At 72.5% G+C, this 14,845-nt stretch carries 15 protein-coding genes; 11 read left to right on the top strand and 4 right to left on the bottom strand.

Annotation, left to right across the window (positions count from 1 at the left end; all coding sequences use genetic code 11):
- Positions 1-7: 7 nt before the first annotated feature.
- Both IEY93_RS14455 and IEY93_RS14450 read left to right on the top strand, forming a co-directional pair.
- A complete protein-coding gene (locus tag IEY93_RS14455; protein ID WP_189163557.1) occupies positions 8-730 on the top strand; it encodes an acVLRF1 family peptidyl-tRNA hydrolase in 723 nt (240 codons plus the stop codon).
- 239 nt (positions 731-969) lie between these two features.
- Complete coding sequence (locus IEY93_RS14450; protein ID WP_229691126.1) at positions 970-2,430, top strand: EAL domain-containing protein; 1,461 nt, start codon at positions 970-972, stop codon at positions 2,428-2,430.
- A 335-nt stretch (positions 2,431-2,765) separates the two neighbouring features.
- Here IEY93_RS14450 and IEY93_RS14445 read toward each other — a convergent pair whose 3' ends face one another.
- A complete protein-coding gene (locus IEY93_RS14445) occupies positions 2,766-3,674 on the bottom strand; it encodes a Clp protease N-terminal domain-containing protein (protein WP_189163556.1) in 909 nt (302 codons plus the stop codon).
- Between the two features lie 327 nt (positions 3,675-4,001).
- Complete coding sequence (locus tag IEY93_RS14440) at positions 4,002-4,463, bottom strand: hypothetical protein (protein WP_189163555.1); 462 nt, start codon at positions 4,461-4,463, stop codon at positions 4,002-4,004.
- 390 nt (positions 4,464-4,853) lie between these two features.
- Here IEY93_RS14440 and IEY93_RS14435 point away from each other — a divergent pair, with 390 nt between their 5' ends.
- The 4 genes from IEY93_RS14435 to IEY93_RS14420 all read left to right on the top strand — a co-directional run bounded on the left by IEY93_RS14435 (position 4,854) and on the right by IEY93_RS14420 (position 8,549).
- Positions 4,854-5,480, top strand: a complete 627-nt coding sequence (locus IEY93_RS14435; RefSeq protein ID WP_189163554.1) for a dihydrofolate reductase family protein — start codon at positions 4,854-4,856, stop codon at positions 5,478-5,480.
- A gap of 28 nt (positions 5,481-5,508) precedes the next feature.
- Positions 5,509-5,844: a YciI family protein gene (locus tag IEY93_RS14430; RefSeq protein WP_189163553.1), complete on the top strand. Its 336-nt coding sequence runs from the start codon at positions 5,509-5,511 to the stop codon at positions 5,842-5,844.
- Positions 5,841-7,097 (top strand): RNA polymerase sigma factor, encoded by a 1,257-nt coding sequence (locus IEY93_RS14425; protein WP_189163552.1) that lies wholly within the window; start codon positions 5,841-5,843, stop codon positions 7,095-7,097. Before IEY93_RS14430 ends, IEY93_RS14425 begins: the two co-directional genes overlap by 4 nt.
- Before the next feature lie 204 nt (positions 7,098-7,301).
- Positions 7,302-8,549, top strand: a complete 1,248-nt coding sequence (locus tag IEY93_RS14420) for a carboxylate-amine ligase (RefSeq protein ID WP_189163551.1) — start codon at positions 7,302-7,304, stop codon at positions 8,547-8,549.
- A 173-nt stretch (positions 8,550-8,722) separates the two neighbouring features.
- Here IEY93_RS14420 and IEY93_RS14415 read toward each other — a convergent pair whose 3' ends face one another.
- Positions 8,723-9,691, bottom strand: coding sequence for a GlxA family transcriptional regulator (locus IEY93_RS14415; protein WP_189163550.1), 969 nt, complete (start codon positions 9,689-9,691; stop codon positions 8,723-8,725).
- A gap of 97 nt (positions 9,692-9,788) precedes the next feature.
- On the opposite strand from IEY93_RS14415, the gene IEY93_RS14410 reads away from it, so the two are divergent.
- On the top strand, positions 9,789-10,199 hold the full coding sequence (locus IEY93_RS14410; RefSeq protein WP_229691125.1) for a hypothetical protein: 411 nt from the start codon (positions 9,789-9,791) through the stop codon (positions 10,197-10,199).
- Positions 10,200-10,331: 132 nt separating this feature from the next.
- Here IEY93_RS14410 and IEY93_RS14405 read toward each other — a convergent pair whose 3' ends face one another.
- Positions 10,332-11,120, bottom strand: coding sequence for a hypothetical protein (locus tag IEY93_RS14405; RefSeq protein WP_189163549.1), 789 nt, complete (start codon positions 11,118-11,120; stop codon positions 10,332-10,334).
- A 549-nt stretch (positions 11,121-11,669) separates the two neighbouring features.
- Between IEY93_RS14405 and IEY93_RS14400 the strand changes: the two genes are divergently transcribed.
- The 4 genes from IEY93_RS14400 (at position 11,670) to IEY93_RS14385 (ending at position 14,734) form a co-directional block, all read left to right on the top strand.
- Entirely contained in the window at positions 11,670-11,879 is a 210-nt protein-coding gene (locus tag IEY93_RS14400) for a hypothetical protein (protein ID WP_189163548.1), read from the top strand.
- A 62-nt stretch (positions 11,880-11,941) separates the two neighbouring features.
- Positions 11,942-13,348, top strand: coding sequence for an MFS transporter (locus tag IEY93_RS14395; RefSeq protein WP_189163547.1), 1,407 nt, complete (start codon positions 11,942-11,944; stop codon positions 13,346-13,348).
- A complete protein-coding gene (locus IEY93_RS14390) occupies positions 13,345-13,482 on the top strand; it encodes a hypothetical protein (RefSeq protein ID WP_189163546.1) in 138 nt (45 codons plus the stop codon). The genes IEY93_RS14395 and IEY93_RS14390 overlap by 4 nt, the downstream gene beginning before the upstream one ends.
- Positions 13,483-13,639: 157 nt before the next feature.
- Positions 13,640-14,734, top strand: coding sequence for a HesA/MoeB/ThiF family protein (locus IEY93_RS14385; protein ID WP_189163545.1), 1,095 nt, complete (start codon positions 13,640-13,642; stop codon positions 14,732-14,734).
- Positions 14,735-14,845 lie beyond the last annotated feature (111 nt).

Here is a 14,845-nt window from a genome sequence, read left to right as displayed (position 1 = left end):
GCTCGTCATGGCGCAACGACCGGCGGCGGGCGGGGGACGATGGGTCTCCGTGGCGCCCGAGCGACTCGCGGGCTGGCTGAGCGGGTTCACCGAACGGCACGGCGCGCCGGAGGCGGTCCTGCTCGGCGAGATCGTACGGCTGCGCGGCCTCGACGGCGCCGTGGCCGAACTCCACGTTCCCTTCCCTCCCTTGCCCTGCGACACCGGCTCCCTCTCCTCCTCGGGCACCGCGCTTTCCGCCGAGGCCGCCGCCCACAGCGAGACCGCCGACGGGCTCCTCCGGGCACTCGTAGCGCACGCGGCCGTCGATCGCGTGGTCGGAGTCCTGCTGGTACGGCTCGGCGGTCATGCCGCCGGGGTGTTCGAGGGGCGCCGGTTGGTCGCCTCGAAGGTCGGCTCACGGCTGGTCCACGGCCGCAGCGCGGCCGGGGGCTGGTCGCAGCACCGTTTCGCCCGCCGCAGGGAGAAGCAGGCGAGCGAGGCGTCACAGGCCGCGGCCGAAGTGGCCGTCCGGGTGCTCGTGCCGCGGGCGGACACGCTGGACGCGGTGGTGCTCGGGGGAGACCGGCGCGCCGTCGACGCCCTGCGCGCCGACCGCCGGCTCGCCGCGATCTTCGCGCGGGAGACCGCGCCCTTCCTCGACGTACCGGACCCACGGCTCGCCGTCCTGCAGGACACCCCGAAGAGCTTCCGCGCCGTCCGCGTCCGGCTTCTGGACCCCGCTTCCTGATCCGCCGCACCGCACCCGTACCCCCGCCGGACCCCGGCGGTCTCGCGCCGCGCCCGCCGGTTCCGTCCCCGATCGGGGAGGCCCGTGGGGGACGGCCGACCCGGAGAGATCCGCTACTGGGGGTGACTGGAATCCCGACTGTCGGTAAAGAAATCCTTCCTTCCAACAGCGGGAGAACTATCCGTGAATTTCGCCCTTCAGGTGGCTTCTTACCGATAAAACCGCAGCACAATCCATGGGTGACGGTCCTCAGAACCTCTTCCCCGGCCGCCTCGACCCTGGCGACCGCCACCCATGACGACGCACCGACGGGAGCCTCCATGGCCCCTCCCGCTACACCGGGACATCCCGGCGTGCCCTTCCCCGGCCACCACGGCCCCGAGACGTTCCCCTCGGGACACCCCGTGCCGGGGTCCGGACAGCCCGGCGTGGCGTACCCGCGCTTCCCCTCCCCTGACGCGGCGGGACATCCGTCCTTCTCCGCGCCGGCCGCGGCGGAGCATCCGGGCTCGGTCACCTCCGGCCCCACGGAGCGAGGCGGTCCGGGCTTCACCTTCTCCGAGGGTTCGGGGTCGTCAGGGCCGGGGACGCCGGGGGCCGCACGCGCGGCGACCTTCTTCCCGATCGTCGACCTGGACACCGGAGGAGTGATCGCCGTCGAGGCGACCGCCGAGGTGCCCTCCATCAGGATCTCCGGCGACGTCTCGGGGCCCGTCGCCGGCATCTACGCGGCCGCCCGCGAGGAGGCGCTGCTGCCGCTGCTGCTCGCCGTCCCCTCGGACGCGGTCGTCCAGGGCTCCGGAGCCCTCGCCCCCCTGCACGAGGCCATGCGCGCGACCAGCCGCCGCCCCCGCGAGGTGATCCTGGTGATCACCGGCGACGTCGCGGCGACGGACCGGCGGGCTCTGTTGACCGGCCTCGACGGTCTGCGGACCATCGGCTACCTGGTCGCCATCGGCGGCCTCGGCACCTCGCACGTCCCGCTGGACCTGATCGCCGACGCCGCGCCGTACGCGCTGGTGCTCTCGCCCGAGCTGATGGAACGGGTGCCCCGCGACGCGCGGCGCAACGCCGTCGGCGAGGCCGTGGCGCACATGGCCAAGAGCCTGGGCGTCCACGTCCTGGCCCCGCAGGTGCGGGAGGAAGCGCAGCTCACGACACTGCGCGGCTGGGGCGTGCGCCTGGCTCAGGGGCCGCTGCTGGCCCCGCTCGACTGGCGTCCCTCGCACGGCCGGGTGCACGTGCCGCTGCCGGTGCCCGCGGAGCCGGAGTCACCCTTGATCGACCTCGGCCCCCGGGTGCAGGAGTTCCTGCTGCCGGCGGTCACCCTCGACATGAACGCCACAGCCGAGGACGTGGTGGAGGCGTTCGGCACCGAGCCGTCGATCACCAGCGTCATCCTGGTCGACGAGTACCAGCGCCCGCGTGCGAGCATCGAGCGCAGCAGGTTCCTGCTGAGCATCGCCGGCCCGTACGGCCACGCCCTGCACGCCAAAAAGCCCGCGCACCGCCTCGCCGACCCGCCCCGCGTCGTGCCGAAGACCACCCCGGCCATAGCGGCCATGCAGGTGGCGGGCAAGGACGACGCCCGGGTGTACGACGACCTGGTGGTCACCGACGAGGTGGGGCGCTGCATGGGCGTGGTCCACGTCGGCGACCTGATCCGCCACGTGGCCCGCCTCAACCCCATGACCCGCTGACCAACGCCCGCGCTCGGTCGTCTCGTCGGACCGTGCCCATCGTGTTCGGTGTCCAGCCCCGCCGGCCGTCCGCCCGGGTGGCACTCGTCCGACAACGACGGCTTTACATCGTAGATCATAACCACAACGACTGTGGCCTTACCGGCAAGCGAGCAGCAACGGCGCCAGGAACAGCAGCCAGAAGACGGCCAGAGCCGCCGTGCGCGATACGACGCGGATCCCACACGGCACGCGCCCAGAGCCCGACGCTCTCGACCACCCATCGCCATCCTCGGGGCCGAAGGCCGCCGCCCGGCCATCGCCGTCTCCCGTCCGAGCCGGTGCGGCCATTGCGTTCACTCACCCGAGCGGGAACCGGAACCCGGCTCCGCGGCCGAGCCGGCGCCGGCGCGCCGCTCCAGCCGTTCGATGCGGGCGATGAGCGGCTGGAGCTGGCGGGACACGGCCGCGGCCAGCGCCTGCATCGGGTCGGCCGGAGCGCCGGCGGCACCCTGCACGGGTGTCTGGGCCGAGGTCTGGGCGCGCAGGTGAACATAGCCGGCCAGGGCCGCGTTCACCGCGCGGCGGGTGAGCCGCGGTTCGGCGCCCAAGGCCCGGAGCACCTGCCCGGCGGCGCCGTCCGGCTCGGCGACGAAGCCGAGCAGCAGATGCTCGCAGCCGACGTAGTTGTGCCCGAGCGCGGTCGCCTCGGTCACGGCCAGCTCCAGCGCGGCGGCGGCCGGCCCGCTGAACCGCATCGCCCCCGCAGTCCCGGCTCCGGCCAGGCCCGCCGGCCCCGCATCGTCGCCCGTACCGCCGGCTTCGGCCGCGGAGCGTCGCGCCGGCCCTCCCCCGCCGTCCGGGCCGCCTTCCCCTGCGGCCCCCTCCTCGCGGATGGCCAGGCGCTCCAGCTCGCGCGACACGTGGGCGGGGTCGATCTCCATGGCGCGCAGCACGTGCAGGGCGAGGTTCGAGCCCTCGTCCACCATGCCCGCGAGCAGGTGCCCGGTGCCGACGCCGGCCTCGCCCCGCTCCCGAGCCCGGTCGATCGCCATCTTGACCACCGCACGGCACCGGGGCGTGAAGTGCGGCAGCCGTTCGGCCAGCTCGCCGGTGTCCAGCTCGCCCACGGCGGTCTGCCGGATCGCGGCGATCCTGCGTACGGCCTGCTCCAGCGCCCGCTGGCAGATCGCGGACACCGGCACCCCCATCTCCTTGACCGCCTCCGCCAACTCGTCGGGCAGATACACATTGATCTTCGGCACGGCCATCTCCTCAGCCGAGAGCTACGGGTTACATAGTAGTTATAACCCGCACAGGGGTTAGAAGCATACCCCCAAATATCTCGACCATGTATTCCTCCAACGCGACACACCGCCCACCACCCAATTGCACCTGCCTCAGCCCCGGCGCGCCCACCAGCCTCGGCGCGGTACGCGGAGATGGCCTCCCCGGCAGTGCCGGGAAGGCCATCGAGCAAGATGGGAAGACTTCCGAAGCGATCGGTGCGGGTGCACCTGGCTCAGTTCGCGCGACAGGGCGGCGGAGCGGCCGTGCTGCCGGTTCGGAGCGCCGGCCGCCGAGGCCGCGTATCAGTCCTGGTCGTAGTACCAACTGGTGCAGTAGGACTGCGCGTAGTCGACCGGACGGAAGCACGCGCGCATCCAGTTGCCGACGTTCTTCAAGGTGTTGGAGTAGTCGCGCTTGAACGGGCCGCACTGCGTCCACGTGCTGCCGCCGTCGTAGCTGCGGTCCACCCAGGTCTGGTCACCCGACTTGTAGCCATAGCCGATGGACGCGTAGGAGTGGTCGGACACCTGGTCGTTCGTGAGGTTCAACTCCACTGCGCGCTCGTTGGACTGATACTGGTTGACGATCACGACCTTGACCCGTACGTCGTACGGGAACCATCCGGTGCTGCTGGAACCGCAGTTGGTGTCCGCGGCGGCCGGTGACGGGGCGATGAGCGCGGCGGTGCCCAGGCCGGCGGTCAGCACCGCCACCCCCGCCATGGCGACGGCCGATCTCTTCGCACTGCGAACAAACTTGAGCATTAATGGGACCCCTTGTACTCGATGAGGGCTGCTGGTGGTCGGGGCTCGCGCTCCTGGTGCTCGGCGTCCAGGTCGTGAGCCTGTCCGGGGCCACCGGGACCCGTTCCCCGGGGCCCGGCCCGGCCGATTCGAGCCGGCGCGATCGCGCATGATCCCGCCGGCGAATCACGGCGCCTCCTTCACGGGCGCCGCTTCCAGGATCGGGGGAACCAGAAGGAGTGTCGTTACCGCTGAGCGCCGAGTGCTTGACGATGCGTGCCGTGGCGGCCGTCCCGGGATGGGCGCCCAGAAATTCCGCGAGGTGCTGTCGATTACGCCGGGGCTCGTTCGCCGTGAGGGTGAGGGCGTCGCGGTGACGCCCCGGCTCGCGCGAGCGGAGGAGACGACGGCATGCGCAAACTGATGGTGATGGCCTTCATGTCGCTGGACGGGGTCGTGCAGGCGCCGGGCGGCGCGGACGAGGACCTCGACGGAGGGTTCGAGCACGGCGGCTGGGCCGTGCCGCACATGGACCGGGAGATGATCGGCGCGATAGGCGAACTGACCCGGCGGGCGGACGCGCTCCTGCTGGGGCGCACCACCTACGAGTCGTTCGCCGCGACCTGGCCGCTGGCCGGGGACGACGACCCGATCGGGGCGAAGCTGAACGGCGTGCGCAAGTACGTGGCATCGCGGACGCTGGAGACGGTGTCGTGGCGGAACTCCACGCTGCTCGGCGGCGACGTCGCCAAGGAGGTACGCGAACTCAAGCGCGGCGAGGGCGGCGAGATCCAGGTCCACGGCAGCGGGGGGCTGGTCCAGACGCTCCTGCGGCACGATCTCGTCGACGAGTTCCATCTGCTGGTCTTCCCCGTGCTCCTCGGCTCCGGCAAGCGGCTGTTCGCCGGCGGGACGATCCCGGCCGGGCTCAGGCCGGCCGGTGTCACGATGACCGCCACCGGGGTGGTGGTCGGTACGTACGCGCGGGCCGGCGGCCTCCAGTACGGTGCGATGGGCCCGGAGACCGGCAACTGGTGATCACCGAAGCGAGGCGAAGGGGGCTGCCATGCCGCAGTACGCGATTCTGATCTACGAGAAGGAGACCCCCGGTGGGGTGGCCGACATCCCGCCGGAGGTGATGGAGGCCAACCTGCGCGCCGGGGAGCACATCGCGGCGATGGGCGCGAAGGTCGTCACCGAGCACGCGCTGCAGCCCAGCGCCACCACCCGGACGATCCACAAGGGCGGCATGGTCACCGACGGCCCGTTCATCGAGAGCAAGGAGGTGATCGCCGGGTTCTTCGTGGTCGAGGCCGCCGACCTCGACCAGGCGATCGCCATCGGCCGGCTGCTGCCGATCATGGACGGCGCCGTCGAGGTGCGGCCGCTGCTCGCTCCGTGACCTCGGTCGCCGACGTGGTCGCCGACGCGCACCGCCGCGAGTGGGCCAGAGTGCTCGCCGCGACGGTGCGCGTCACCCGTGACCTGGAGCTGGCCGAGGAGTGCGTCCAGGACGCCTATGCCGACGCGCTCGACGCCTGGACGAGGGGCGGCGTGCCCGACCGGCCGGGCGCGTGGCTGACCACGGCGGCCCGGCACAACGCGCTGGACGCCCTGCGCCGGGCCGGTACGTTACGGTCGAAGCTGCACCTGCTGGTGGAGCCGGCGTCCTCCCCCGGCCCGGACGTCTCCGGTGCGGATCTTCGGGACGGCGCCGCGGCGGGTGACGACCGGCTGCGGCTCGTCTTCCTGTGCTGTCACCCGGCGCTGGCCGCCGAGGCCCAGGTCGCGCTGACGCTCCGGCTGGTCTGCGGCATGACCACGCCGGAGATCGCCAGGGCGTTCCTGGTGCCGGAGACGACCATGGCGGCCCGCGTCACCCGGGCCAAGAAGAAGATCGCGGCGGCGCGGATCCCCTTCCGGATGCCCGCGCCGGCAGATCTGCCGGGCCGGCTGGACGCCGCCCTCACCGTGATCCACCTGCTGTTCACCACCGGCCACACCGCGCCGGCGGGGCCGACCCTGACCAAGGACGACCTCGCGGGCCGCGCGCTGGAGCTGGCGCGCATGCTGCGCGATCTGATGCCGGGCGAGCGGGAGGTGCGCGGGCTGCTCGCCCTGCTGCTGGCCGGTCACGCCCGCCGCGCCACCCGCACGACGGCGGACGGGCGGCTGCTGCCGCTGGAGGAGCAGGACCGTTCGGCCTGGGACCGGGCCGCCATCGCCGAGGCGCACGACCTCGTCGTCGGGGCGCTGCGGGGCGGTCGGCCCGGCCGGTTCGCCCTGCAGGCCGCCATCGCGGCGCTGCACGCCACCGCGCCCGCCTACGAGGCCACCGACTGGGCGCAGATCCTGGTGCTGTACGACGAGCTGGCGCGGGTGTGGCCGTCCCCGGTGGTCGCGCTCAACCGGGCGGTGGCGGTGGCCATGACCAGCGGACCGGCCGACGCGCTGGCCGAGGTCGAGCGCCTTGACCGGGAGGGGCGGCTCGCCGGGTACCCGTACCTGGCGGCCGTCCGAGCGGACCTGCTGCGCCGCACGGGACGCGGGGCCGAGGCCGCCGCGGAGTACGAGCGGGCGATCGCGCTGACCGGCAACGAGGCCGAACGGTCGTTTCTGGTCGGCCGCCTCGCGGAAACGGCCCCGCCCGGCTGACGGCACTTCCCGTGAGCACGGTCCGGTCGGCCGTACCCGGCGGCGTGAGCGATCAATGCCCGGCGAGCCTCGTGGGCGGGAGGAGGCGGTTTTACAATGATGTTGATGAACGAGCCGAAGCGCCGGATGCCGGCCGTGTCGCGTAGGTGTCCGGGTCGTCCTGGGCTGCCGGCGGCCTTCCCTTCGTGGCCCGGGGCGGTGTAGATGAGCTTCGCGCGGTCCTATCATCCGGCCGAGGGCGACGGGGTGACCCTCGGTGTCGAGGAGGAGTTCCTGCTCGTCGATGCCACGGACGGCCGCCCCGTCCCCGGCAACGCACGGCTGCTGGACGAGCTCGGCGGGCGACGGGCCGTCGAGCCCGCGCACGTGGCCGGCCGGCAGGCGGAGGCGTCCGCGGCGACCGGCTCGGGCGATCTCACGGCGGCGGGTCCGGCCGCCGAGCCGGCGGGGTCCGTGACCGCGTTCGAGGCCGAGTTGCTGGCGTCCATGATCGAGACGGTGTCCCCCGTGCGGACGGACCTGGGCGGACTTCGTGAGGTGCTGACCGCGGGCCGTGCCCGGCTGGGAGGCGCGGCGGCCGAGGTGGGCCTGCGCGTCCTGGCCGTCGGCGCTCCGGTCACCCCGCCGGCCGTCCCCCGCGCCGTGTCGGACAAGACGCGGTACCGCGAGTTGCGCGATCTCTACGGCCTGCTGGTCACCCAGCAGGAGACGTGCGGGTTGCACGTCCATGTCGGCGTGGCCGACCGGGAGATGGCGGTGGCGGTGGTCAATCGGCTCAGGCCCTGGCTGCCGACCCTGCTGGCGATCTCGGCCAACTCGCCGTTCTGCGACGGCGCCGACACCGGGTACGCGAGCTGGCGCACCGTCGCCCTGTCGCGCTGGCCCGCGACCGACATCCCCCCGCACTTCTCCAGTGCCGCGCACTACGACCAGGTGACGGCCATGCTGCACCGCAGCGGCACGCTGGCCGCCTCCGCGCACCCTTACTGGCTGGCCAGGGTCTCGGGGCGGTTCCCGACCGTGGAGATCCGGGTCGCGGACGTGCCCGCCACGGTGGACGAGGCGGTGCTGCAGGCCGCCCTGTCGCGGGCGCTGGTGCGCACCGCCTGCGCCGAGCTGACGGCGGGCGCCGACACGGCCGACCCGGGCGACGGGGAGATCCTGCGGGCCGCGCTGTGGGCCGCCGCCCGCTTCGGGCTGAACGGCGACGGCGTGCACCCCACGACGGGCGGCAGCGTCCCGGCCACCGCGCTCGTGGACGAGATGCTCGACCGGATCCGCCCCGCGCTGCGGGCGATGGGGGACGAGGAGGAGGTCGACCGCCTGCTCACCGCCCTGGCCCGCACCGGCACCGGCGCCGACCGCCAACGCGCCCTGCTCACGGCGGACGCCGGCCCGGCCGGCGCGATCCGCCTGATCGAGGCGTTCGCCATCGGAACCGAGACCGTCTGATCCCACCGGCACGACCGCACCACTCTGCCTGCCTGCTGAACGCCGGAGCGGACCTCGGCGGTGTGGTCAGAGTCGGCCAGTGGCATTCCGGGAGGTTCCGCTCGCCGGCGTCGATGTGCGGCGACGCCGCGTCATCACCGCAGGACCCCGCACGCAGTGCGCTGAACGGCGGCCTATTCGGGGTGGCGGGACTGGGTGCGGCGGTAGTGGGAGGGGGAGACGCCGTAGCGGTCCAGGAAGGCCTGGCGGAGGGATTCGGCCGTGCCCAGACCGCAGCGGCCGGCCACAGCGGCCATGGGCAGGGTGGTGGAGGTCAGCAGGTGGGCCGCCGCCTCGACCCGGGCCTGCCGCACGAACCTGCCCGGCGGCTGCCCGAAGTGCCGCAGGAACAGCCGGGTCAGGTGACGCTCGCTCACGCCCGCGTGGGCGGCGAGCGTCGCGACTGCCAGGTCGGCGGAAAGGTGGGCGGTGATGTGGTCGACCACCTTTCTGACCAGGCCGTCGGACGGGGGCGGCGGGGCGGTGAACACGCTCATCTGCGCCTGGTTGCCCGGGCGTTGCAGGTAGGTGACGAGCTGTCGGGCCACAACGCGCGCCAGCTCGGGACCGTTGTCCTCCTCGATGAGGGCGAGCGTCAGGTCCAGGGCGCTGGTCACGCCGGCGGAGGTGTAGACGTTGCCGTCCCGGATGAAGATGGGGTCGGCGTCCACGCGGACCTTCGGATGTGCGGCGGCGAGCTCGCCCGCCCAGCGCCAGTGGGTCGTGGTCCGGCGGCCGTCCAGGAGCCCCGCGGCGGCCAGGATCCACGTACCGGTGCACACCGACGCCACCCGGCGGCTCTCCGCCGCGAGCCGCCGGACGTGCCCGACGATCAGCCGGTCGCCCGCCGCGTCCTGGCTGCCGCTCCCGCCGGACACGAGCAGCGTGTCGATCGGGCCGGTGATCCGTTCGAGTATCTCGCCGGGCTGCAACGTCACGGTCGGGCCGCAGTCGATGGGCCGCGCGCCCGGTGTGGCGAAGCGGACCCTGTAGTAGGGGGCCGCGCCGTGCCAGTTGGCGCATTCGAGGCTCGCCACGACGCAGGCGATGTCGAGTAACTCGGCGGCGGCGTAGCCGACGATCACGAAATCCCGCGCGTCCATGCCCCGACTGTAGGCCGAAAGGACCGGCGGCCCAAGATTTCCGACCTTCCCGCCGGCGTTCCTTGGGCGCGGCGCGCCCGGCTCACATAGTCGGACCATGACGCAGACAACGACGACATCGACGTCCACGAACCGGCGCGGCGGCCGGCTCCGGTTCACCCTGCACTACGTCGAGATGATCCTCGCGATGGCCGCCGGAATGGCCGTCCTGGGGTTCCTCCGATCCGCGGCGGGCCTGGAGGTCTCCCACTCACGACACCCCGATCTCGGCTACCTGCTGATGGCCTTCGACATGTCGGTCGGCATGGCCGTGTGGATGCGGGTGCGCGGCCACTCCTGGCGGCACACCCTGGAGATGTGCGCGGCGATGTTCGCCCCGGCCGTCCCGCTGTTCCCGCTGCTCTGGCTCGGCGTGATCGACGGGGGCACCCTCATGGTGCTCGCGCACCTGGCCATGCTCCCGCTGATGCTCGGCGTGATGCTCCTGCACCGTTCGGCGCACACGTGAGGCTCCCGGCGGACGCCGGAGGGACGCGGGGACGACCGGCACGGCCGCTCCGCCGCGGATCGGTGAATGCCGTGGCGGGACCTCGGCCAGGAGGCCCCGCTGGGTCGGTGGTGTCTCCGGAAGGTCCTGCCCTCAGCCGCCGATGGGGCCGTAGTTGGCGACCGAGGAGATGCGGTCGTTCCAGCCGATCCGCTCCAGGTCGGGGAGGTCGATGCCCGGCGTGCCGTACAGCTTGATGCCGCCGTAGTTGATGTGCTCGTAGTAGAAGACCAGGCAGTTGGTCGCGCCGACCGAGCTGATGGTGTCGTTCCAGTCGGAGCCGGGCCAGGAGCCGTGCCTGACCCCGGTCAGGTCGGGCCAGCCGAGCCTGGCGCCCAGCCAGAACCAGTCGCCGCCGTAGAAGTGGTGCTCGAACATCTGCACCTCGCCGATCGTGGGCGGCCGGGTGCCGGTGCGCGTGTCGCCGGGCGCGGCGGTGCTCGTGCTCGACCGGCCGATCGCCGTGGCCGCCCATATCGCCGTGCGCAGCGGCCTGTCGTCGGTGAAGGCGAGGACGCGGTCGGGGGAACCGTCGGCCACGAAGGTCAGCTCCTGGCCGTCGAAGCGGGTGATGTCGGCCGGGTCGTACTCGACGCCGTCGACGACCACGGCCACCTGCGGCACCCGGTGTGACAGCGGCGCGGACGACGGGGCGGCGTCCGCGGAAGCGGGCGCGAGAAGGCGGATGGGGTCGAGCGGCTCGGGCTCGGCGGGCGGCGGCACCGCCAGGGCGTGCTGGACCAGCGACTCCAGCGTGGTGATGCCCGCCTCGCGCAGGACGGCCAGGACGTCGTCCTCCTTCAGCCCGCCGACGTTCCCGGAGAACCTCAGAAGCCGTTCGACGCCTCGCCGGGTCTCGACGCTGAGCTGGTCGCTTGACATGGTGTCTCCGTTCGAGAGGGGGTTGCTCGAGAGACGCCCACCATGGTCGGAGGGGCCGCGACACAGCGTATCCGATGAGTAGTCACATGACTACAGAAAGTCAGCGGCAGTTGATAGAGGCCGCTCGGGCCACGGGCGGTGCTGAAGGCACCATGCGGCCTTCCCACCGGAAGGCAGGCACCGGGACACACGATCGAGCGCACGGCTCTGATCGCCGGGACGAGCCCCGGCGGGCCTGCCGGGTTCGAGGTCGGCCGGAGGTCGTCGGAGGCCGCGGCCAGGTCGCGGTCCAGGCCGGTGATGCGGGGCGAGAGCCGCTCGAACGCGACCATGGCCACGAGGCCGTGATCACCGTGGCGGCTTCGCGAGGTGGTCACCCTGTCCGCCGGCGACTCGATCACCTTCCCGGCCGGCCCCACGTCGCGGGCAACCGGTCCGCCACCGAGCAGGCCGTCGCCGTCTGGCTCATCGTGCACGAGCCCGGCCCCGAACGGCCGCGCTGACCGCCCGTTCCGCACCCGCTCACCATCGCCGCGACGGCCCTGTGCGATGAACGCTTCAGACGCCGCCGCGTCGTACCGGGACCGCCACCGGCCGGCGCCGGCGCCGGGATGCCACAGCGACCGCACGCACCGCACACACGAACTGCCCGATCCCGACGAACACCGGATCATCCTGTGGCATCGTGATGAACAGCCGGAAATCCACGGCGAATTTCTCGAACAATGCACCTTGCGCGACTTAACCGTTCACGGTTGATTCTTGGCATGCCGGTTCTGTCGAGGAAGCCTGCCCGCCGGGTCCGCCCCATCCGCGGTTCGGTGGCACGCAATCGCGAGTTCCGCCTGCTGTGGTTCAGCTTCTCGATGTCGGTGGCGGCCGACCAGATCTTTCCGGTCACCGTGACCATCGCGGCGCTCAACGCGGGCGGCAGCGCCTCGACAGTGGGGGCGATCTTCACCGGCCGATGGATCGCGTTGATCATGTTCGCGCTGCTCGGCGGGCTGTGGGCGGACCGGTTGCCGCGACGGACGGTCATGGTCGCCTCGCTGGCCTTCCAGTGCTGCGCGGTCGCCGTGGGTCTGCAGGGCGGGACCTCCACCTGGCTCCTCGCCTCGCTGGTCTTCCTCGCCGGAGCGGGAGAGGCGTTCCACCGGCCGGCGTACCAGGCGTGCCTGTCGTCGGTCCTGGAACCCGGCCAGCGCCCGGCCGCCGCGGCGCTGGTGGCGGTCTCGTGGCGGCTCGGCGCCATCGTCGGGCCCGGCCTCGGCGCGTACGTGGTCACGGCGGGGTCTCCCCGCATCGGGTTCCTCGCCGTACTGGCCGCCTACCTCGTCGGCCTCGCCCTTCTCCTGCCACTGCGCGAGCCCGCGGTGCCGCCGTCGCCGCGGGCCTCGGCCGTCCGGGAGATCGCCGACGGCCTGTCGGAGGTGTCCCGGCGGCCCTGGGTCACCGGCGGCATCACCGTCATCGCGCTGCAGCAGATGCTGGTCATCGCGCCGACGATGGTCCTGTTGCCGCTCATCTCCCGGGACGCCTTCGGCGGGGATGCCGTCTATGGGAGCGCTCTCGCGATGCTCTCGGTCGGCGGACTGGCGGGCGGGCTGATCAGCATGCGCTGGAAGCCCGCCCGCCCGGGCCTGGCCGCGGTCGTCGGCGTCGCGCTCTACGGCGCCGTGCCGCTCGCGCTCGCCGGGCACGCCTCGCCGGCGTCGCTGTACGCGTGCTACGCCCTCGCCGGTTTCGGGCTGGAGGTCTACGCCGTGCAGTGGTCGGTGAACCTGCAGCGGGAGATCCCACCCGAACGCCTCGCACGGGTCACCTCGGTGGACTGGCTCGCCTCCTCGTTCACCACACCTCTCGGGCTGGCGCTGACCGGTCCGATCAGCGCGGCGACCGGCCGCTCGGCGCTGCTGATGATCAGCGCGGTCGCCGGATTCGCCGTACCGCTCGCCACCCTCCTCCTGCACGGAATGCCGCATTTCCGCAGCGACATCACCCCGGCGGGCGCCGGCCACATTCCGGCGGCGAAATCGGCCGCGGCCCGAAGGGCAGGACGATCGGCGATTTATGGTGAGCCCGGAATGCGTTACGGACATTCCTCGCAGAAAAAGATCTTTCACTTTCACCGGGTGCGATCTATAGTGACGAACGGTCGGACGACCGTCGAACATGCCAGCACGTCGGCGAAACGGCCGAGCGTATCGACGAGAAGAGGCGACTCGTGAGCGATCCCAGGGATTCCTTCGACGAGAACACCGCCGCGGACAGCGCCGGCTCCCCCGAGACGGTCAAGATCGAAATCCGCAGGCTGGACCAGCTCGAGACCACCGGTCTCATCAGCAACCCTTCCGGGTCCTGACCCGGAAGACCTGAGCGGGTCACGGCCGGACCATTCGGTCCCGGCCGCGGCTCCGCGCGTCCCCCTGCAGGCATCCCGGACGTGCCGGAACGCGGGCCGCGGGGGTCGACACCAGGGTTCCGCCCTTTTCGGGGAGGCCGTATTGCGGTTGCCGAGAGTGAAACCCGAACACACGCCCTACCGTGCCGATGACGGCCGCATCCGCATCGGCGGTGACATCTACGGGCTGGCCCACGAGATCGCCGACCCCCGCGGCTGGGTGTGGACCGCGCTGGCGGCCATGAACGGCACGCGGACCAGCGCCGACATCACCGCGCTGCTGCTCGCCGACTTCCCCGAGCTCACCCGGTGCGCGGCGGAGTCGATCGTCGCGCAGCTCATCGGCTCGGGCCACGTAGAGGACGCGGGAGCGGCGAACGCCCCCGAGCTGAGCATCCGCGAGCGCGACCGGTACAGCCGCGGCCGCGCCTTCTTCCGCTGGGCGGACGTCACGCCGCGCGAGCACGGCTGGGACGCCCAGCTCCGGCTCCGGGCATCACGGGTCCTGGTGATCGGCGTCGGCGGCGTCGGCGCCTCCGCAGCGCAGGCGCTGGCCGCGTCCGGCGTGGGATTCCTGCACCTGGTCGACGACGACCGGGTCGAGCTGTCCAACCTCAACCGCCAGATCGTCTTCACCGAGTCCGACATCGGCCGCCCCAAGGCGACCGCGGCCGCCGAGCGGCTGCGATCACTGAACTCCGACATCGAGGTCACCGGCCAGGTCCTGCGCCTGCGCAGCGAGCGGGACCTGGCCGCTCTGCTGCCGGGGTTCGACGTGGTGGCCATGTGCGCCGACGAACCCCGCGGGGATGACGGCATCAGGGTGTGGGCGAGCCGGGCCGGCTTCGCCGCCGGGATCCCCTGGGTGGGCGGCGGCTACAGCGGCCCGATCGTGAGCACCGGCGTCTACGTGCCGGGCCGCGGGGCCTGCTACCAGTGCGTCCAGCGCATCGAGGAGCGCAGGCGGGCACGACTCGCGGGCCTGCCACCCGGCGCGACGGGGCATCCGGTGAATCTCGGCGGCCCGGGGGTGATCGCCACATCGGCCGGGATGTGCGGCCACCTGGTCGCCCACGGGATCATCCGGCTGATCACCGAGGTCCCACCGGTCAGAGCCGGCTTCATCCAGGGCGTCAACCTCATCGCCCCAGAGCAGCCGATCTTCGCCGAGTTCCCCTCCGGCGAGCCCGGCTGCCCCGTCTGCGGCCGATAACGGACGGCGAGACGGCGCCACCGATCCGGGCCGCCCGAGCGCTCCAAAGCGACCGCAAGCTCAGCGGCGGCAGGAGAAGACCGCGGTAACGGTCACCGCCACCCGGCTCAT

The organism is Sphaerisporangium melleum, from assembly GCF_014646695.1.
GTDB classification, from domain to species: Bacteria; Actinomycetota; Actinomycetes; order Streptosporangiales; family Streptosporangiaceae; genus Sphaerisporangium; species Sphaerisporangium melleum.
Note: the sequence above shows the minus strand (reverse complement) of the source record. Positions and strands in the feature narration are given on the sequence as shown.

Bases quoted from the DNA above. Each gene is read 5' to 3' on its own strand.
- IEY93_RS14455 (WP_189163557.1), top strand. From the start codon at position 8: ATGGCGCAACGACCGGCGGCGGGCGGGGGACGATGGGTCTCCGTGGCG.
- IEY93_RS14440 (WP_189163555.1), bottom strand. From the start codon at position 4,463: ATGCTCAAGTTTGTTCGCAGTGCGAAGAGATCGGCCGTCGCCATGGCG.
- IEY93_RS14435 (WP_189163554.1), top strand. From the start codon at position 4,854: ATGCGCAAACTGATGGTGATGGCCTTCATGTCGCTGGACGGGGTCGTG.
- IEY93_RS14430 (WP_189163553.1), top strand. From the start codon at position 5,509: ATGCCGCAGTACGCGATTCTGATCTACGAGAAGGAGACCCCCGGTGGG.
- IEY93_RS14420 (WP_189163551.1), top strand. From the start codon at position 7,302: ATGAGCTTCGCGCGGTCCTATCATCCGGCCGAGGGCGACGGGGTGACC.
- IEY93_RS14415 (WP_189163550.1), bottom strand. From the start codon at position 9,691: ATGGACGCGCGGGATTTCGTGATCGTCGGCTACGCCGCCGCCGAGTTA.
- IEY93_RS14410 (WP_229691125.1), top strand. From the start codon at position 9,789: ATGACGCAGACAACGACGACATCGACGTCCACGAACCGGCGCGGCGGC.
- IEY93_RS14405 (WP_189163549.1), bottom strand. From the start codon at position 11,120: ATGTCAAGCGACCAGCTCAGCGTCGAGACCCGGCGAGGCGTCGAACGG.
- IEY93_RS14400 (WP_189163548.1), top strand. From the start codon at position 11,670: ATGAACGCTTCAGACGCCGCCGCGTCGTACCGGGACCGCCACCGGCCG.